This is a genomic window from Roseibium sp. AS2, from assembly GCF_038900065.1.
In the GTDB taxonomy this organism is placed as follows: domain Bacteria; phylum Pseudomonadota; class Alphaproteobacteria; order Rhizobiales; family Stappiaceae; genus Roseibium.
Genome location: NZ_JBBMQN010000002.1, coordinates 626,853 through 644,650, shown reverse-complemented (window position 1 = coordinate 644,650; position 17,798 = coordinate 626,853). Strand labels below are relative to the sequence as shown.

The 17,798-nt window shown below is 61.3% G+C and carries 15 protein-coding genes; 7 read left to right on the top strand and 8 right to left on the bottom strand.

Annotation, left to right across the window (positions count from 1 at the left end):
• Positions 1 to 23: 23 nt before the first annotated feature.
• The 5 genes from WNZ15_RS08030 to WNZ15_RS08010 all read left to right on the top strand — a co-directional run bounded on the left by WNZ15_RS08030 (position 24) and on the right by WNZ15_RS08010 (position 5,457).
• The gene (locus tag WNZ15_RS08030; protein ID WP_342892438.1) at positions 24 to 806 is read left to right on the top strand and encodes an FCD domain-containing protein; all 783 of its coding nucleotides are present in this window, start codon (positions 24 to 26) and stop codon (positions 804 to 806) included.
• Positions 807 to 967: 161 nt separating this feature from the next.
• A complete protein-coding gene (locus tag WNZ15_RS08025) occupies positions 968 to 1,825 on the top strand; it encodes a trypsin-like serine protease (protein WP_342892437.1) in 858 nt (285 codons plus the stop codon).
• 124 nt (positions 1,826 to 1,949) lie between these two features.
• Entirely contained in the window at positions 1,950 to 2,759 is an 810-nt protein-coding gene (locus tag WNZ15_RS08020; RefSeq protein ID WP_342892436.1) for an NAD kinase, read from the top strand.
• Positions 2,760 to 3,051: 292 nt separating this feature from the next.
• Positions 3,052 to 3,576 carry an Hpt domain-containing protein gene (locus tag WNZ15_RS08015; protein WP_342892435.1) on the top strand — a complete coding sequence of 175 codons (525 nt, stop codon included), beginning with the start codon at positions 3,052 to 3,054 and terminating at the stop codon, positions 3,574 to 3,576.
• 168 nt (positions 3,577 to 3,744) lie between these two features.
• Entirely contained in the window at positions 3,745 to 5,457 is a 1,713-nt protein-coding gene (locus tag WNZ15_RS08010) for a caspase domain-containing protein (RefSeq protein WP_342892434.1), read from the top strand.
• Between the two features lie 53 nt (positions 5,458 to 5,510).
• Here the strand turns inward: WNZ15_RS08010 and WNZ15_RS08005 are convergent, their stop codons facing one another.
• From WNZ15_RS08005 to WNZ15_RS07990, 4 genes are all read right to left on the bottom strand, one after another.
• Entirely contained in the window at positions 5,511 to 6,665 is a 1,155-nt protein-coding gene (locus WNZ15_RS08005) for a DUF2336 domain-containing protein (protein WP_342892433.1), read from the bottom strand.
• A 95-nt stretch (positions 6,666 to 6,760) separates the two neighbouring features.
• On the bottom strand, positions 6,761 to 8,002 hold the full coding sequence (locus tag WNZ15_RS08000) for a transglycosylase SLT domain-containing protein (RefSeq protein ID WP_342892432.1): 1,242 nt from the start codon (positions 8,000 to 8,002) through the stop codon (positions 6,761 to 6,763).
• A gap of 326 nt (positions 8,003 to 8,328) precedes the next feature.
• The gene (locus tag WNZ15_RS07995) at positions 8,329 to 8,937 is read right to left on the bottom strand and encodes a flavin reductase family protein (protein WP_342892431.1); all 609 of its coding nucleotides are present in this window, start codon (positions 8,935 to 8,937) and stop codon (positions 8,329 to 8,331) included.
• Between the two features lie 2 nt (positions 8,938 to 8,939).
• Positions 8,940 to 9,461, bottom strand: a complete 522-nt coding sequence (locus tag WNZ15_RS07990; protein ID WP_342892620.1) for a nitroreductase — start codon at positions 9,459 to 9,461, stop codon at positions 8,940 to 8,942.
• A 417-nt stretch (positions 9,462 to 9,878) separates the two neighbouring features.
• Here WNZ15_RS07990 and WNZ15_RS07985 point away from each other — a divergent pair, with 417 nt between their 5' ends.
• A complete protein-coding gene (locus WNZ15_RS07985; protein WP_342892430.1) occupies positions 9,879 to 10,931 on the top strand; it encodes a hypothetical protein in 1,053 nt (350 codons plus the stop codon).
• A 154-nt stretch (positions 10,932 to 11,085) separates the two neighbouring features.
• Here the strand turns inward: WNZ15_RS07985 and WNZ15_RS07980 are convergent, their stop codons facing one another.
• From WNZ15_RS07980 to WNZ15_RS07970, 3 genes are all read right to left on the bottom strand, one after another.
• Positions 11,086 to 11,934 (bottom strand): lysophospholipid acyltransferase family protein, encoded by an 849-nt coding sequence (locus WNZ15_RS07980; protein ID WP_342892429.1) that lies wholly within the window; start codon positions 11,932 to 11,934, stop codon positions 11,086 to 11,088.
• Between the two features lie 335 nt (positions 11,935 to 12,269).
• A complete protein-coding gene (gene thrS / locus WNZ15_RS07975) occupies positions 12,270 to 14,240 on the bottom strand; it encodes a threonine--tRNA ligase (protein ID WP_342892428.1) in 1,971 nt (656 codons plus the stop codon).
• A gap of 171 nt (positions 14,241 to 14,411) precedes the next feature.
• On the bottom strand, positions 14,412 to 14,867 hold the full coding sequence (locus WNZ15_RS07970) for an Lrp/AsnC family transcriptional regulator (protein ID WP_342892427.1): 456 nt from the start codon (positions 14,865 to 14,867) through the stop codon (positions 14,412 to 14,414).
• Positions 14,868 to 15,038: 171 nt separating this feature from the next.
• On the opposite strand from WNZ15_RS07970, the gene WNZ15_RS07965 reads away from it, so the two are divergent.
• Complete coding sequence (locus WNZ15_RS07965) at positions 15,039 to 15,944, top strand: DMT family transporter (RefSeq protein ID WP_342892426.1); 906 nt, start codon at positions 15,039 to 15,041, stop codon at positions 15,942 to 15,944.
• On the opposite strand, the gene WNZ15_RS07960 is transcribed toward WNZ15_RS07965, so the two are convergent.
• Positions 15,939 to 17,729 (bottom strand): radical SAM protein, encoded by a 1,791-nt coding sequence (locus tag WNZ15_RS07960; RefSeq protein ID WP_342892619.1) that lies wholly within the window; start codon positions 17,727 to 17,729, stop codon positions 15,939 to 15,941. The two genes, WNZ15_RS07965 and WNZ15_RS07960, sit on opposite strands and share 6 nt — an antisense overlap.
• Positions 17,730 to 17,798: the final 69 nt, after the last annotated feature.

Sequence of the window (17,798 nt, the reverse complement as noted above, 5' to 3'; positions counted from 1 at the left end):
AGGGGCAACCAGATTATACGGTCATGAGAATTCCTGAAGGCGCAACAGATCCGAAGACCCGCAAACGGCTGAGGCGGTCCGACCTGGTCGCCCAGCAGATCCGCGAGCAGATCGTCGAGGCGGGCTTGCGGCCCGGAGACCGGGTGCCCAACGAATGGCTGTCGCCGGATGCCGTCAGGGTCGCGCGCGGCACCTTGCGCGAAGCGCTCAAGGTGCTTGAATACCAGGGGCTGATTTCAACCCGAAGCGGTCCCGGCGGCGGCGTCTTTGTCGCGTCGGTGGAACCGGGTGAAGCCATCCGCCTGCTGGACAACCTGTTCCTGTTCGACCAGCCGTCCATTGCCGACATCTACACGCTGCGCAAGCAACTGGAACCGGAACTTGCCGCCTCGGTCGCCGGCACCCTGACGGAAGACGCCTTCCAGTCCCTGCAGGGCTGCATCCGGCTCTACGAGGATGAGCCGAAGACCGCGGAAGAGGAATACGCGCAGCGCCTCGCCGAACTCGATTTCCACGAAGAGCTTGCCCGGCACTGTCCGAACCCGATCCTCGCCTTCACCTGTTCGTTCCTGCTCAGCCTGCTGCGCGACATGACCGTCTGCCGGTCCATTTACAAGCAGCCCAACCCGAATTTGAGGGCAACGGGACTGCATTATCAGGTGCAATTGCTGCGCGCGATCAAGGCGGGGGATGCGGAACTCTGCCGCATGATCATGCGCGGCCATATGATCGAGGCAGAAAAGTACATGCTCGAGCGGGCTGCCATGCGCGCCCGGCGCGGCGCGCCATCGCCCGCGGCACGATAGGCCGAGCGCCGGTCGACGGCCGCAGCGGGACGAACGATGCCCTTTGCCGGATCGCCGAGCCGGACGGCGTTTCCACCACCCGCAACCGTGTTTGTCCGGCCGGTTTCAGTCTCCTTTAAACCGCATGCCGGACAATGGGACCCGTAACGGGACCCGAAGACATGCTTGCCAGTGCAAAAAAGCCCCGACCGAAGGCTGCGGCGCCGGGCCGATCGCTGCGCCGCTGGGCAACACCGGTCCTTGCGGCCCTCGCCGCCTTGGCAGCCATTCCCCTGTCCGTTGCCGGCGACCTGACTGTCATCGACAGCACCGAGGCACCCTGGCCTTCCATCGGGCGGGTCAATGTCGGCGGCTATCGCTCAACCTCCATGTGCACCGGGACGCTGATCGCCCCCGGCATCGTGCTCACCGCCGCCCATTGCCTTTTCAACAAGAAATCGCTCAAGCCCTTTCCGGTCGAGGATATCCATTTCATCGCCGGGGTTCGCCGTGACGAATTCGCCGAGCGTCTGGATGCCGCATGCGTCCTGACCGCCAAGGCCTATGTGCCGCGAACGGGCCCGAAACTGCGGGACGTGCACAATGATGTCGGCATCCTCGTGCTGAAGGACGCCAGCTCCCTGCCGCCCGTTCCGGTTCTCTCTCCGGCCGATGCCGGCATTCTGAACCGGGACACGCGGTTCCGCTCCGTCGGCTACCGGCGCAGCCGTCGGTTCCTGCCCACGCTCATACCCGCCTGCCGTGTCCTGGGAACGGTGGGGGAAAGCTGGGTCACCGACTGTGCTTCCGAAAGCGGTGCCTCGGGCGGCCCGCTTCTCGTCGAAACGCCTCACGGGCTCCGGGTCGCCGGCGTCATGTCGGCAAGCATCGATGACACCCGCTCCGCGATCGTGCCGTTTTTCGCCTGGCAGGAGCTGCTGGAAAACCCGGTGTGCCCGGCGCCGGAGACTGCCGCGAAACCGGCTCTGCGGAGTTCGATCGCGGACAACGGCCGGCCGGCGAACACGGCCCCCAGGTAAATTTTCTCTGCCCCTTGGCGCACAGCCCGGTTATGGTGCTGCTCCACACCCTTGGCCGGCACGCTGTTCGACAGACGGACGTCCGGGACCGGGCAACGCTGTCAGACACAGATCTCCGCAGGCCATGAACCAATCCCTCCCGCCCGATCCAGAATTCCTCCGTCCCGCAGCGACGGAAAAACTCGCCTTCGTCTCGAGCGATACCGAGGAAGCCCGCGAAGCGCTCGAAGAGCTTTCCGAGCGTTATGGCAACGTCCCGCCACAGGAAGCCGACGTGATCGTCGCACTTGGCGGCGACGGCCTGATGCTGCAGACGCTCCATGCCCACATGGGCTCCGGCAAGCCGATCTACGGCATGAACCGGGGTTCGGTCGGCTTTCTGATGAACGAGTACCGGCACAACGATCTGAAAGAACGGCTTTCAAAGGCGGACGTGACCACGATCCGGCCTCTGGAAATGACGGCCACCACCGAGGACGGAAATGTTCACAAGGCCCTGGCCATCAACGAAGTGTCCCTCCTGCGCCAGACCTCCCAGGCCGCGCGCCTCAGAATCTCGGTCGACGGCCGGGTCCGGCTGGATGAGCTCATCTGTGACGGCATCATCGTCGCGACACCGGCCGGCAGCACCGCCTACAATCTGTCCGCGCACGGCCCCATTCTGCCCATTAATGCCCAGCTCCTGGCCCTGACGCCGATCAGCGCGTTCCGCCCGCGAAGCTGGCGCGGCGCCCTTCTGGCGAACGGAGCCCGGGTGGACATCGAGATTGCCGATGCCTCCAAGCGCCCGGTCAGCGCATCCGCGGACCATACCGAGATCCGGAATGTCACCCATGTCGCCGTAAAGGAATCGACCGAGGCGCAAGGCGTGATCATGTTCGATTCCGATCATGGCTGGGACGAGCGTATCCTCACGGAAATGTTCCGCTACTAGAGCCCTTCCCGCTCGGATTCGTTCATTTGACAGGAGCGCCCTTGTTTGCGGATGAGGCGACTTGCGCGCGTTGGTGCAAACACCGGGAGCGCAAGCCAACGAAGTCAGCGAGCAAATCAGCCAATCTGAGCGGGAAAGGCTCAAACTGTCCAAACCGACAGAACAGTTTTTGTGCGATCGGTCGCCGATCTCGTCTCGCATCGGCGGTCCGGCAACGCCCTGTTAAGCATGTTTACCGATACTCGTGGTCAACGGTTCCCTGCCGGACCTGCTGATGAGGACACCTAGCGTTATGGCTGACACCGCCAAGGATGAGGACTACGAGATCCTGTCCCCGCCAACCAACCTGCGCGACAAGGTCAGGGAACTGACACCCCGGGAAGCCAGGAAGTTCGATCCCGTCAAGGCGGCGGAGGCGGCGCTGGCACGGCTGTCCCCCCAATTCGGCAACTGGATGGACGATGAGACCAGGACCCTCATGAGCGCGTGGCAGGCGGTTCGATCCGACGGACTGAACGAGGAAACGCTGGCGACCCTGTTCCAGGCAACCCACAACATCAAGGGTCAGGCCCTCACCCTCGGCTTCCCGCTGGTCGGACAGGCCGCCGCCGGCTTCTATCACCTCATGGAGAACATCCCTTCCCCGGACAAGCTGCCGCTCGAACTGGCCGAACGCTATGTGACGGCCATCCGCGCAATGGTCATGGAAGGCGCGAAGAACGACGACAACAAGACCGGGGTCGCCCTGCTGAACTCCCTGAACAGCGTCACCGCAGACTATCTGGCCCAGTTTCCCAAGAACCCCGACGAGAGCTGATCGGGCGAACGCTCCCTGGGCACTCTCCGGTCACTCGGGCCGGATCTCAACCGGCAGGAACGCGGAACAGGAACGGCAACGCGTCAAGCCAGGGCACAGCCCCATGGACGCCACATCAAACCGGTCGTGTTTTGACTTCCCCCGGGGGCAAAGGTAGGATTCCGGTCCTTGGGGGAAGTTGTTTTGAGACATGTTTTTTTCATCCTATTTATTGTTTTGTTTTCACTCGGGACTGCCCATGCCGAGCGGCGGGTAGCCCTTGTTATTGGCAATTCCGACTACGACAATGTCTCCCTGCTGCAGAACCCGCGCAATGACGCGAACGGCATGTCCGAAAGGCTCCAGGACCTCGGTTTCGATGTGACCCTGGGTGTGGATCTCAAGCTTGGCGATCTGCGCAGGACCATCCATCGCTTTGTCAGAAAGCTCGAAGGCGCGGATCTTGCCCTGTTTTTCTATGCCGGACACGGACTGCAAGTGAACGGTCAAAACTATCTGGTGCCGACGGACGCACAGCTCGAATCCCATCTCGACCTGGATTTCGAAACCGTTTCAACCAACCTCGTCATGAACGCGATGGAAAAGAGCGCCAAGGTCAATCTGGTGTTTCTGGACGCTTGCCGCGACAACCCGCTCGCGGAAAATCTGGCACGGTCCATGGGAACGCGCTCGGGTGCGATAGGCAAAGGCCTGGCCAAGATCGGGTCGGGTGTCGGCACGTTGATTTCCTTCGCGACACAGCCTGGAAACGTCGCTCTTGACGGCAATGGCAGGAACAGCCCCTTTACCGCAGCACTGCTGAAGCATCTGGGCACCCCAGGGTTCGACATCACCCGCGAACTCATTTTGGTCCGCAGGGACGTGCTCGCAGCCACCGGTGGCCAGCAGGTTCCCTGGGAAAACTCGTCGCTGACCGGTGAAGTCGTCCTGAAACAGAAGGAAGTGGTCGCGCCGGTCGTGCCAAGAATCGATCCTCAGATCGAACTGACCTATTGGAACTCGATCAAGGACGGCAGCAGCGTTGCCTATTTTGAAACCTATCTGAACCGCTATCCGTCAGGCCAGTTCGCCGATATCGCCCAGATACGGATTGAAGAGATCAACGCCGGTCTCGCGAACGCGGAGACAGAGCGCAAGCAGCAAAAAGCATCGGCCGAGATTGCCTATTGGCAATCCATTCAGACCGCGCGGGAACCTGAAATGTTCGAGAGCTACCTCGCCCGCTATCCTGAAGGGCTCTATGCGGATCTGGCAAAATTGAAAATTTCATCGCTGCGAAAACAGGCCGCAGACGCTGCTAAATCCGAAACCATCGATGTGACACTGAAGAGCGAACCTTCACTCGAGCAGCAGGTCGCTACACTGACGCCGGAAAAACCACGTTCTGATCCAACCCGCGAAACCGCCACTCCGAAGGAACTTGCAAGAGCCATCCAAACCGAACTGAATCGCCTCGGCTGTTCTGTCGGCCGGGTGGATGGCGACTGGGGAAGACGAAGCCGCAGCGCCCTCAAATCCTACTACAGGGAAGCCGGGAGCGATCTTGCGTCGCTTGATCCGGAACCAGCGGTTCTGGATCAGCTCAGGAAATCCTCGGGGCGCGTTTGCCCGCTGACCTGCGGACGCAACCAGAAACTTGAGAACGGAAGCTGTGTTGCGTTAAAGCAAAAACTTCCTTTCAACGAGACGGAAAAGAAGAACAAAACAAAATCAGCAAGTTCGGCGAGGTCCTGCCCAGCTGATCCGACCGCCAGGCTGCTGCAGTTCAACACCTCCGGCGGCACACGTATCTTGACACATCCGTGTGGTCGCTCGGCAATATGCCGCTTTGGCAGCCCCACAGGTCGAGATACTCAACCAATCCGTTGTTACTGGAAATAAAGACCACTTCGTTCGGCCTAAAGTTCAAGACTGCCGTGCAATCAAGGCGCGGCTCACGCCGCCGCCGTCACCTGAAGGCGGCTGTTTCTGACCAGCAGCCGGGCTTCCAGGCGGGCGACATCGATGGCGAAGCGGCGCAGGAACGCGACCACGTCCTCGTCGGCACCGAGTGCACCGTCCTGCATTTCCGCAAGCAGTGTTTCGGTCAAGGCGCGGGCCTCGTCGAGGGCAAGATCGTAGGTGAAGTCCGCCTCCGCCTGGCGGGCAATGTCGATCGCCAGCAGGAATGCCTGATGTGCGCGCAGCGGCAGGCCGGCCTTTCTGAGAATCGCCTGGAGCGCTGACCGGCGCACGGTGATCAACAACTTGCACAGGCGTGGCAGGGGCACCTGCCCAAGGTTGGCGAGGGCGGCCGCGAAAAACCGCAGCCGGCCGCAGCAGACCGCACGCAGCATCAACCGCGTCGTGAGCTTGCCGCTGGCGCGCAGATGCTCGACAAATTCTGGAAGGTCCTCGGCGCCCGCCTCCAGCGCCAGGCGCAGGACCACCTTGTCTTCCGCGTCGCTCAGAAACGAATGTCGCTGATTTTCCGGAACCCGCTCCAGCACGATCGGATGGTCGTCCAGGTTCTCGGCCAGCCGCATCAGCAGCTGATAGCGCACCGCAAGCGGCAGATCCCGGGTTTTCAGAAGCTGGTCGCACAGGTCCGGCCGGTCCTCGAAGCGCTGCGCCAGCCGAAGCAGCGAGGATTGAAGAACCTGGGCGCCGGTGTTCTCAAGCAAGGTTCTGCACGCCGTTTCACATCCAACCTCGCAGATCGCGGCGCAGACGGATGCCGCCAGTCCCGCGCGCGCGGCGATCGCCCCCTGCACCGCATCGCTTCCTTCCGCAACAAGGTCGACCAGTTCGACATCGGTCAGTATCGGCGAGCAGGCAAGAACGGGAAGCGCGACCTCGTCGACATCGCTGGCAAGGCAGCGAATGACGTGGCCGGGGGCGTGCGGGCTCGAGCGCAGGGCTTTCGCAATCGCCTTGCGGACGGCCCGGCTCGGATCGTCGAGCAGGATGGTCAATGCCGCCGCCATGCTCGTCCGCTCCCTGCTGCCGGCTTCGGTGGCCAGATAACGCGCCGCGATGTCACGTGCGGCCTGTATATCCAGGGGTCGCTCATCATCTTCATTCAGCTGCAAAAAGTCGTGTATGGTCATGGCGGTGAAACAATCTTCCCAAGTGTCAGATCCAGTCTGGCATCAAAGGCTTAACGATCGGTTCACCATAATTTTGACAAGGGCCAGCCGGCGGCCTAGGCCGGTGGCAGCAAGTCCCTTTGCTCTTCTTCGGCCTTCAGACGAAGGAAGCGGGTCAGATCCAGCGGTCCGCCCTGGTTGGCCAGGGCCAGTTCCTGTGCCTGCACCTGACTGGACGTCCCCGTCAGCGAACTGAACAGGGCGGCTTCCTCGACGGCGGAAAAGGCCGAGGCGAAGCGCGTGTTGACCTCGGCCCGGGAAGAGCCGTCGTCATTGCGGAACAGGGCCTCGAACGGACTTGACGTTTCCGTCGCCTGGAAAGCGGACAGCACCCGTGTGGTCGCATCGAAGTCGCTTCCCTTGATCGAAGCCTCATCCGGGTCGCGCGGCGCGCGGCGGACCTCGGGTAATGGCACGCCCGCTTCGGCAAATTCAACCGGGTTGTCCGCAGGAAGCTGCGGTGCCGCAGTGGCGGCCGACGCAACTTGAACCGCCGCCTGCGGCTTGCCCCGCATGGCGAAGGCAGCAGCCGGATCTCCGGCAAGGTGATCGAATCCCCCGCTGTCGAGCGGTGCTCCTTGGACAGGTTCGCCAGTCGGCTTCGCTGTCGGCAGCGCGGCAACCTGGGTCAGTTCGCCGGACGAGCGCAGGTTTTTCTTGCCACTCGCCTGGGCGATCATGTTGACCGCGTCATGCTTGGAAACGATGACCTCGTAGACTTCCTGCATGGACCGGGCCTTGCCGCTACGGTCATAGAAAATCGGTTTGTTGGCACGCGCCTGGGGCGCGAAGATCCTGTCGGCCCGCATGTCCGGATTGGCGGCGGTCGCGTCGATCAGCTTGCCGGCACCATTGGCACCGAGAAAATGCGCCATGTAGAGCTCACCGTCCGTCGGCTCGCGGCCTATCCTGCGTTCAAGGTGCTGCGCGTTTTTCTGCGTCAGCGCCCCCGCCATGATCGACGATATTTCCGGATCCTTGCGCAATTCCAGGATTTCCCGGCGCATCTGTGGATCGCTGACAAAGTACTTGCCGCTCTTGGAACGCTGAATCTCGTCGGAAAACTTTTCCAGCCCGTGTTTCGGTCCGGCTTCTTTCAGGGTTTCGAGCCAGGTGGACTCGATGAACTGGAACAGGCCGGTTGCGCTCGACGTTTTTGCCTTGGCCGCCGGATTGAATGACGACTCCCGGGCGGCAGTTTTCACCAGGTAGTCAAAAGACGTCCCTGTGGAAGTACTCGCAGACTGGAAAGCAAGCTCGATCCGTGACGCGACCGAGGTAGTGTCAGCAACAAGCATGACGCTGTCTCCTCGACGGAACTAAGTTATCTCTTCGTTAACTTTCGCGCTCGAATGGTTAACAAAACCTTAACAGCCCACAGGGTGGCGCCTTTTCGGACGGTGGCGGATAAGTTTTTTCATCGACCTGCGCAGATCTGCCGATACGCGTGCCCGCAATTGCGGAAATCAAGGCAAATCCGGACATTTTCCCGGGAAAATCCCGCCAGGAAAAAGCAGCCGCGCGAAGCCTGATAGCTCTCGCCGACTGAGTCGGCAACCTTTTTCAAACAAAAACGCCGACTCTGCCGGCGTCTTGTCCCGTCAAACAACGTCACATCAGGACATCAACCCGAAACCTTGGGCCGGCCCATCTCGAAAACCTCGGTCACGGCGGCATAGTCCATGTAGCCGAGCCGTGCCAGGGGCTTGTAAAGGGTGACATCGACCCGTCCGTCGACAATCACGCTGTCGTCGATGTGTACCCCGACGACTTGGCCGAAGATGACGTAACTGTCGGTTTCGGCACCATCGAGCCCCTTGAGACGAAGTGTCTGCAGATGCCGGCATTCCAGCGCGGTGACGGCCTTGGCAACGCGCGGTGCCCGCACCAGCCGCGACGGCGCCATTTCCAGGCCGGACAGGTCGAACTCCGAGGTTTCATGCGGCACGGCAGCGGAGGTCTGGTTCATCGCGTCCCTCAGGTCCCAGTTTGCCATGTTGCACACGAATTCGCCGGTCGCGTCCACATTGGCGACGCTGTCCTTGTAGCCTGTTGAGGAAAACATCACGATCGGCGGCGCGTCACTGACCGCGTTGAAAAAACTGTAGGGCGCCAGATTGGCGCGCCCGTCCCTGTCGAGGGACGAAATCCAGCCGATCGGCCGCGGTGCCACAATCGCCTTGAGGGGATTACGCGGCAGGCCGTGGTCGTTTGTCGCAGTGTCGTAGAACATGTTCAATCAATCTCGGTCCAGGTGGTGATCAGGTCAGAAAGGTTTGGACGGGGCCGCTCGACGGGGGGCTGGGTCGCGGTTCCGATATGGACGAACCCGGCGAAGCTCTCTCCCGGACGGGCTCCCAGATAGCGGACCGCCAGGTCATCGAAGCTGTACCATTCGCTCAGCCATTGCGAGGCGAAGCCGGATGCGGCTGCCGCCGTGACCAGGTTCATGCACACTGCGCCGGCGGACAGTTGCTGCTCCCACAGCGGGATCTTGGGGTGTTCGGCCGCCTGGCTGACGACGCCGACCACGAGAGGCGCCCGGGTAAAGCGGGTCCGTTCCTTTTCCCGCTGTTCGTCGTCAAGCGGCCCGCTGATCCTTGCGTAGCGTTCTGCCAGCCAGCTTCCGATCTTCCGGCCTGCGTCCGGCCGGTACAGGATAAATCGCCACGGCGCCAGTTTGCCATGGTCGGGCACCCGCGCCGCGATGGTCAGGATCTCGTCGATCTGGTCGTCGCCGGGTCCGGGTTCCGTCATGGTGACGGACGGATGCGAGCGCCGGTTCTTCAGGAAGTCCAGTGTGGCCGGCGATCCGGCTGTAAAACTCGGCATGCAGAAGTCCTGTCCTGCGGTTTCGGTCCTTGCTCCACCTAATTCATTGACCGTAATTGTCAACTTTAATGGCCGGGTCTTGAATTTGCCGGATTTTCAGGCGCATTAGTCACGCGCCGGCGTCAAGCATCGGAGCTAGGCAACGGAGCCAGGCATCGGGCAGCGCCGCGCACAGGACACCGGCCCGTTCCGGACCCCGATCCGGTCCGGCGCAGGTACCAACCGCATCGGCAACGGGTGACACGGGTTCCAAAAGACTGGTAAACCTTTTCGAGTCGAAATGATAATAAAGTGGGCATGGTGAACACACAAACTGACACAGGCCGATTTGGCATCAGGCGCATGATCCGTTGCGCTGCGATCTGTACACTGTTTCTGGGCCTTCCGGCTGCGGGTCTGTCACCGCAGGCTCTGGCCCAGTCGGCCGAACTGCCGCCGCCCCCGGCTCAAAAACCGGACCCTGATGCTCCTTCGAGAGCACCGGAAAATCCGATCATCAACTTGCTCGACAGGGAACCCGAGCCGCTCTTTTCCGATACGCTCGTTCCATATGCCCCCGCGCGCTCCGCCACGACCGGAATTTCCGGTGGCCTCCAGCAGGGAGCGCTGTACCTGATGGCCAAGCTCACGCCGGACAGCCCGCCGCTGAATGAGGGTCTGATCTGGCGCATCTATTCCGAGACGACCAATACGGACGGCCGGCTTCAGCTCGTCGCCACGTCCAGCGGCGGTGACGCCGACTTCCGCCTGGATCCCGGCACCTATCTGATTCACACCGCCTACGGCTTTGCCCAGGCCACCAACCGGATCGTGATCGGCAAGGAAGTCCAGTCCAAGATGGTCACGCTCAATGCCGGCGGCATCAAGTTCGGCGCTGCCCTCAAGGACGGCGAGGACCTCGACGGCAAGCCCGTGTCCTTCGAAATCTTCGGCATGGATTTCAATCAGCGCGGCGAACGCCACGTGATCGCTCGAGACGTCAAGCCGGGATCGATCATGCGGCTGAACGCGGACACCTATCACGTTGTCAGCCACTACGGGAATGCCAACGCCACCGTGCGCGCCGACATCCAGGTGCTGCCCGGCAAGCTGACGGAAGCGACCATCTTTCACAAGGCGGCCGGGATCACGCTGAAACTGGTCAATGAACGTGGCGGAGAGGCGATCGCCAACACCACCTGGTCGGTACTCAGCCCCGGCGGCGACATCGTCGTGGAAGCCACCGGAGCCTTTCCGGATTTTGTGCTCGCCGAAGGTGAATACGAGGCCCTCGCCCGCAACAACGGCCGCACATATCTTCAGACCTTCAGGGTCGATCCGGGGGAGGACCGCGAAGTCGAGGTGGTCACGTCACTGAGTGAGTTATCGGTTCAGGAAGTCGGTTCAAGCAACTGATTTCGAAAATAAAATCATCAATTTACCCGCGATAAACAACTGCTGTTCTGTCGGCATGCAGCTCAGGTACGGAATCTGCTTCCTGTGCCGGGAGGAGCCTCGGCCGCGCTCACCTGGACCGGACATCATCGCGAAGTGCAGACCTGAAGCCGGCTCAGCGCCTGCGGCCGAGCAGCCCGCGCCCGCGCGCCGCCGGCGCCATTTCCAGGACCTGGGTCTGCAGGAAATCCATGATTTCCTTCTGGTCGCCCAAGCCGGACAGGGTTTCGAAGGGGATCGGGCGGCCGGCACGCGCGGTGATCACCGAGCCGAGGATGCGGCGGAACTCGCGCACCAGCAGCGACAGGCGCAGGGTCAGCGAATATTTGCTGACCAGATGAAACAGCCAGGAGTTCTGGCCGTCGAAATACAGCGGCAGCACGGTGGCCCTGGACGAACGGATCATCTTGGCAGTGAAGGTCTTCCAGGGAAGTTCCTCGGCTCGGCCGAACGGTTTTGCCGCCGTGGCCACTCCGCCGCCCGGAAAGACGATGATGGTGGTGCCTTCCGCAAGCAGGCGCAAGGCTTCCTTGCGGGTTGCCATGTTGGTCTTCAGCGCATCCTTGGTTTCCTCGAAATCCACGGGCAGCGAAAACGGCCGGACTTCGGGCACCTTCAGGAGTTCGTTGTTGATCAGGATCTTGAACGGGCGGTCCAGTTTCTCCGCCAGCGCCAGGAGCGCAAGCCCGTCACCGATGCCGTAGGGATGGTTCGCGATCAGAACCAGCGGGCCTTCCGGCAGGTTCTCCGGCGGCCACTGGCCGTCCGCCACGGAAACGTTGAGATTGATCAGGCCGAGAAGATCGTTCCAGATATAGTCCGACGTGCCGACCATGGTGTCTTTCCACACGTCGTAGATGTCGACCAGTTTCCGGCGCCCGGAGATGCCCTCGATGGCGCGGATGGTCCACCGCTTCAAGGGCGGCTGTTCCGGATTGGCATAACTGAATTCAGCGTGGTTCACGGCTGTGATCTTGGTCCCGAGAGAGTTCTGGCAAATCCGGAACCCAATAGCAAAAATTCTGTTTCACGAGTGTGACAGCACATTGCCTTTTTGTCTCAAGGAATGTGCCGCGCCATTCAAACATCGATAACGCGCACCTGGACAATGCCAACGCACAATATCCGGATGCTCGGTCAATCGCGACCGGACACCCGCCAGTCAGGCATATGCCCTTAAGGCCAATCGGGCATATGCCCCAAAGGAAGGTCCTGGCACAAGCTGTCAGTTTTTACCTTAACCTCGTGTAATACCAGGCTCGAAAACAGCGTCCTGTCTGTCGAGCCTGGTATCACGGCTTACTTCAGGTCCGGCGGCGTTGCTTCGTCCACAAAGGCGGCAAGCGCCTCTTCGAGACCCATGGATGTCTGGTCTCTGGAGCCGAGACGGCGGACGTTGACGGTCCGCTCTTCGGCTTCCCGCATGCCGCAGACGATGATCACCGGCACCTTCGCTAGCGAATGCTCTCGGACCTTGTAGTTGATCTTCTCGTTGCGGAAATCGGTCTCGACCTTGAGCCCCCTGGCCTTCAGCAGATCGGCAACTTCCTGTCCATAGCCGTCAGCCTCGGACGTGATCGTGGCCACGACAATCTGCAACGGCGCGAACCACAGCGGGAAATGGCCGGCATGGTTCTCGATCAGGATCCCGAGGAACCGTTCCATCGAGCCGCAGATGGCCCGGTGGATCATCACCGGCGTCTTCTTCTCGCCGTCACTGTCGACGTAGAAGGCGCCGAAGCGTTCGGGCAGGTTGAAATCGACCTGGGTCGTGCCGCACTGCCATTCCCGTCCGATGGCATCGCGCAGCGTATACTCGAACTTCGGACCGTAGAAGGCCCCCTCGCCCGGCAGGATCTCGGTCTTCACCCGGCCTTCCGACTGCGCCTCGATCTGTTTCAGAACCTCGCCCATGACCTCTTCGGCGTGGTCCCACAGATCATCGGTGCCGACGCGCTTTTCCGGGCGGGTCGACAGCTTGACGACGATCTCGTCAAAGCCGAAGTCCTTGTAGACCGACAGGATCAGGTCATTGATCTTCAGGCACTCGTCCGCCATCTGATCCTCGGTGCAGAAGACGTGGGCATCGTCCTGGGTAAACCCTCGCACGCGCATCAGGCCGTGCAGCGCGCCGGACGGCTCATACCGGTGCACCACCCCGAATTCCGCGAGGCGCAGCGGCAGGTCGCGGTAGCTCTTCAGGCCGTGCTTGAAGATCTGGACATGCCCCGGGCAGTTCATCGGCTTCAGCGCGAACACACGGGCGTCCTCGGCCTCCGGGTCGGCGGACTGCACGGAGAACATGTTCTCCTTGTACCAGCCCCAGTGACCGGACGTTTCCCAAAGCGACGTGTGCAGCACCTGCGGCGCGTTCACTTCCTTGTAGGTCTCTTTCAGCACCCGGCGCTTGTAGGCGATCAGGTTCTGGAACATGTCCCAGCCCTTCGGATGCCAGAAGACGACGCCCGGGCCCTCTTCCTGGAAATGGAACAGGTCCATTTCCCGGCCAAGCTTGCGGTGATCACGCTTTTCGGCTTCTTCCAGCATGTGAAGGTAGCCTTTCAGCTCCTTCTCGGTGTGCCAGGCGGTCGCGTAGATGCGTGACAGCATCTCGTTGTTCGAATCGCCGCGCCAGTAGGCCCCGGCCACCTTCATCAGCTTGAAGGCATCGCCGATCTGTTTCGTGGACACCATATGCGGGCCGCGGCACAGGTCCAGCCACTGGCCCTGCCTGTAGATCTTGAGATCCTGGTCTTCCGGAATGGCGTCGATCAGCTCGACCTTGTAGTCCTCGCCCTTGGCCGCGAAGTAGCGTTTGGCTTCCTCGCGCGACCAGATTTCCTTGGTGAACTGCGCACCGCGCGAAATGATCTCGCGCATCTTCTTCTCGATGACAGGCAATTCTTCCGGGTGGAACGGCCAGTCGTCGCCGCTGTCCGGATGGACGCGCTTGAAATCGTAGTAAAATCCGTTTTCGATCACCGGGCCGATGGTGACCTGCGTGCCCGGCCAAAGTTCCTGCACGGCTTCCGCCATCACATGCGCCGCGTCGTGACGGATCAGTTCAAGCGCGCGCGGATCGTCCCGCGTGACGATCTCGATGGCGTGGCTGGTGTCGATCTGGTCGCTGAGATCTCTCAGCTCCCCATCCAGAGACATCGCTACAGCCTTCTTGGCGAGCGATTTGGATATGCCTTCGGCGACCGCCAGGCCGCTGGTGCCTGCCTCGTATTCGCGCACGGAATTGTCGGGGAAAGTCAGTTGGATCATCGTTGTTCTCCTGCTCACTCCTGCAGACAAGGCAGGTAAGCTGTTGATCGTCTATCGAATGGGCGTGGCATACGGGATTCAGGGTAACGCGGCAACCTTTTCCCGGACTTTCGCCTGTCTTTTATGTCGATATTCCCTCACCTGGCTTCAAGCCGGAAACTCCGGCTGCCGCTAGTCACTTCCCGCGCCGGCAATGACCAGCGGAGGTGGACGGCGGCGGATCGGCTGGGATTTCACGATCGACGTGCTGGTTTCCGCCTTGTCGGAGATGCGGTCGAGAATGCCGTCCAGAAGATCGATCGACGGGATCATGAGCCGGGCGACGAAACAGTCCTCGCCGGTGACCTTGTCGCACTCACAGAATTCCGGAATGTCCTGGATCAGTTGCTGGACAATGTGCAGTTTTCCCGGCAGCGGCCGGATGCGGACGATGGCCTGCAGGCTGTAGCCCAGCGCCTTGGGATCGATATCGGCGGTGAAGCCCCGGATGACGCCCCGGTCCTGCAGGCGCCGGATCCGTTCCGACACGCCGGGTGACGACAAACCCGCCTGGGCAGCCAGGTCCTTCAGCGACAGGCGCGCATCGCCAATCAGGGCTTCGATAATTTTCCTGTCAATCTCATCCATCTTCATTCCAAAACTTTTCAAGCAGCTTCACCTAACAAGATACAGAAATATTCGATTTTGTCCTAATTATTCAAATGGAAGCATTGCGCCGGTTTTGACAGACTCCTGCCATCGTCAATTGCCGGATGGCCCGCATCTGCGAGCGGACATCCCTTGCTACAGGAGGCAGACATGGACAGAACCTTGCGCGGCGCCGCCGAAATGACCGCCGCAATGACCATTCTCGGAACCATAGGATTGTTCGTGGTGCTTTCGGGCCAGGCAGCCGTCGACGTCGTCTTCTGGCGTTGCGCGTTCGGCGCGCTGGCACTTGTGATCATCTGCGCCGCCCAGGGTCTGTTCCGGCGGCAACTCACCTTGAAAAAGCTCGGCATCGCGGCGGTCGGCGGTGTCGCGATCGTCGTCAACTGGGCAATGCTGTTTACCGCCTATGGCGAGACCTCGATCGGCGTCGCCACCGCCGTCTACAACACCCAACCGTTCATTCTGGTCGGCTTCGGCGCGATGTTTCTGGGCGAACGGATCACGATTGCCAGGCTTGGCTGGCTGGCGGTCGCCTTTGCCGGCGTCCTCCTAATTGTCCTGTCCAGGCCCGGCGGTGCGGACTATGCCGGATCGCACTACGCGCTCGGCATTGCTCTCGCCCTGGGCGCCGCATTCTTCTGGGCGGTGGCGGCGCTCCTGACCAAGAAGCTCACCGGCACGCCGCCACAGCTGATCGCGCTGATCCAGGTCTGCGTCGGCATCCTGATGCTGGCTCCGTTTGTGAGCTGGCAGGCGCTGCCGGAAGGAACAACCGCCTGGGGCGCACTGATTACCCTCGGTGTGGTCCATACCGGCATCATGTACATCCTGATGTACGGAGCCGTTCAGAAACTGCCGACCTATCTGCAGGGCGCGTTCTCGTTCATCTATCCCGTGGTGGCGATTGTCGTCGACTATGTCGCCTTCGGCCACAGGCTGCAGCCGCTCCAGCTCATGGGAGCCGCCGCGATCATCCTGGCCGCAACGGGCATGACATTCGGCTGGCGTCTGGTTCGCACCCGAAAGGCGGCCGCGACCGCCTGCCCGTCATGACGGTGTCGCCGCCCGCGCCCGGTCCTTGCCGGCCTTGCGCAAGGCGGCGTCGCGGACCTGCCGGGCCACGGCTTCCGTGCCGCCGCGCGTTTCCCGGATCATGGCGAGGTCCTCTTCCAAGGTCCCGTCCATCGGAGCAATCGCCAGATCGGTATAGTTGCGCCGGTCCGGCGACGCCTTGACCCTTCTGTAGATTCGGTAGACCCGCCACACCGCCGAAAGATAGGCCCAGTGTTTGGAAACGATCTCCGCAAGATAGCGCGTGTAAAAGGGAACCGGGTGCTCACGCGGCAGACCGACGCGCCGGTCCCTCCGAACCTTCAGCCGGAAATAACCGCCCTCCAGCGGATGTACGCCCTCGCACTCCACCATCAGCTTGAACCACATCATCAGGAACAGCTTGTTGCCCGGCCGCCCCTTCCTGTGGGCGGCCGCGCGGCGCAGAACCGTCTCGATATGCGCATCCGAATAATAGTTCTGCCAGGCTTCCCGGTAGGCTTCTTCCCATTCCGCGTCGCTCATCTTCGGGTGGTGGGTCACCCGGTGGTTGAGATCGTATTTGTTGAGATCCGGATCCATCCAGGTACCCTTCGACAGCAGCACCTTGTGATCCTCGGAGCCGGGCAGCGGGGTCAGGTAAAAAAACTCCAGCAGGTCGAGCGGAAGCTCTTTCTTGATGATCTCCACATCCCGGAGAACCGCCTCCTTGGTGTCGCCCGGAAAGCCGATGATGTAGCCGGCATAGGTGGTCGCGCCGTGAGCGCGCCATTTCTGCAGCATTTCGCGGTATTCGGTGATCTTGTTTTGGCGCTTTTTTGCCGCCAGCAGATTGTCCGGATTGATGTTCTCCAGGCCGATGAACACCCGGTTCACACCGGCGCGGGTGGCTTTCTCGATGAAGCCGTCGATCCGGTGGCACAGGGTGTCCACCTGGATGATGAACTTGATGTCGAACTTTTCCTTCTCCCGCAGCAAGATCAGCCGGTCGAAAAGAGATTCCCATTCCCGGTTGCGGGCGAAATTGTCGTCCGTGATGAAAAACCGGTTGATGCCCTGGGCATGGTTTTCCCGGATGATCCGTTCCAGGTCATCGGCGGAACGGAACCGGCTCTTGCGGCCCTGCACGTTGATGATGGTGCAGAAGGAACACTGGAACGGGCAGCCGCGCCCCAGATCGAAGCTGGAATGAGACCCGGCGGTGAACTGAATGTGCTTGGACGGCAGGATCGGCGTCGGCTCACCTCCGAGCGAAGGCAGATCCGCCATGAAATCGTAGAGCGGTTTCAGCGTGCCATTGAAAGCGTCCCGGAGCACCATGTCCAGCCTGCGGTCCTCCGCTTCGCCGGCGAAATAGCACACGCCCTCTTGCTGCAACCCGACCATGTCCGCAGGCATCTCGTCGAGCATCGATATACAGCCGGACACGTGAAATCCGCCGATCGCGGTCGGCAGGCCTTCTGCCATGAACTTGCGGGCGAGATCGGTCGCTCTCGGAAACTGGTTCGACTGCACACCGACAAGGGCGATCAGCGCCCTGCCACCCTGTTTGCGGATCTGCGCGGCGATATGCGCGGGACGAACCCGCTTGTTGGTTTCGTCAAAGGTGTGCAGGTGAATGCGAACCTCTTCGCCAAGCGCATGCCTGTCGCGGGCGGCCTCCGCAAGGCCGTTCAGACTGGCAAGCGTGTTCGACGGGATTGCCGAGCGAAGCCACTGGATCGGGTAGCCGTCGTCATCGTAATGGGTCGGCTTGATCATCACGAGATGGAAGTCGCGCGCGCTCATGTGCCATTCCACCTTCCGGTTGAAGACCATGAGGGTTGCACTCACCTTCCCCTGGGTCAATCCCTTCTC

Coding starts and splice junctions, on each gene's coding strand:
- WNZ15_RS07995 (WP_342892431.1), bottom strand. CDS start 8,937: ATGTTCTACGACACTGCGACAAACGACCACGGCCTGCCGCGTAATCCC.
- thrS (WP_342892428.1), bottom strand. CDS start 14,240: ATGATCCAACTGACTTTCCCCGACAATTCCGTGCGCGAATACGAGGCA.
- WNZ15_RS08005 (WP_342892433.1), bottom strand. CDS start 6,665: ATGACCATACACGACTTTTTGCAGCTGAATGAAGATGATGAGCGACCC.
- WNZ15_RS08030 (WP_342892438.1), top strand. CDS start 24: ATGAGAATTCCTGAAGGCGCAACAGATCCGAAGACCCGCAAACGGCTG.
- WNZ15_RS08025 (WP_342892437.1), top strand. CDS start 968: ATGCTTGCCAGTGCAAAAAAGCCCCGACCGAAGGCTGCGGCGCCGGGC.
- WNZ15_RS07990 (WP_342892620.1), bottom strand. CDS start 9,461: ATGACGGAACCCGGACCCGGCGACGACCAGATCGACGAGATCCTGACC.
- WNZ15_RS08000 (WP_342892432.1), bottom strand. CDS start 8,002: ATGCTTGTTGCTGACACTACCTCGGTCGCGTCACGGATCGAGCTTGCT.
- WNZ15_RS08020 (WP_342892436.1), top strand. CDS start 1,950: ATGAACCAATCCCTCCCGCCCGATCCAGAATTCCTCCGTCCCGCAGCG.
- WNZ15_RS07985 (WP_342892430.1), top strand. CDS start 9,879: ATGATCCGTTGCGCTGCGATCTGTACACTGTTTCTGGGCCTTCCGGCT.
- WNZ15_RS07965 (WP_342892426.1), top strand. CDS start 15,039: ATGGACAGAACCTTGCGCGGCGCCGCCGAAATGACCGCCGCAATGACC.
- WNZ15_RS07970 (WP_342892427.1), bottom strand. CDS start 14,867: ATGGATGAGATTGACAGGAAAATTATCGAAGCCCTGATTGGCGATGCG.
- WNZ15_RS08015 (WP_342892435.1), top strand. CDS start 3,052: ATGGCTGACACCGCCAAGGATGAGGACTACGAGATCCTGTCCCCGCCA.
- WNZ15_RS07960 (WP_342892619.1), bottom strand. CDS start 17,729: ATGAGCGCGCGCGACTTCCATCTCGTGATGATCAAGCCGACCCATTAC.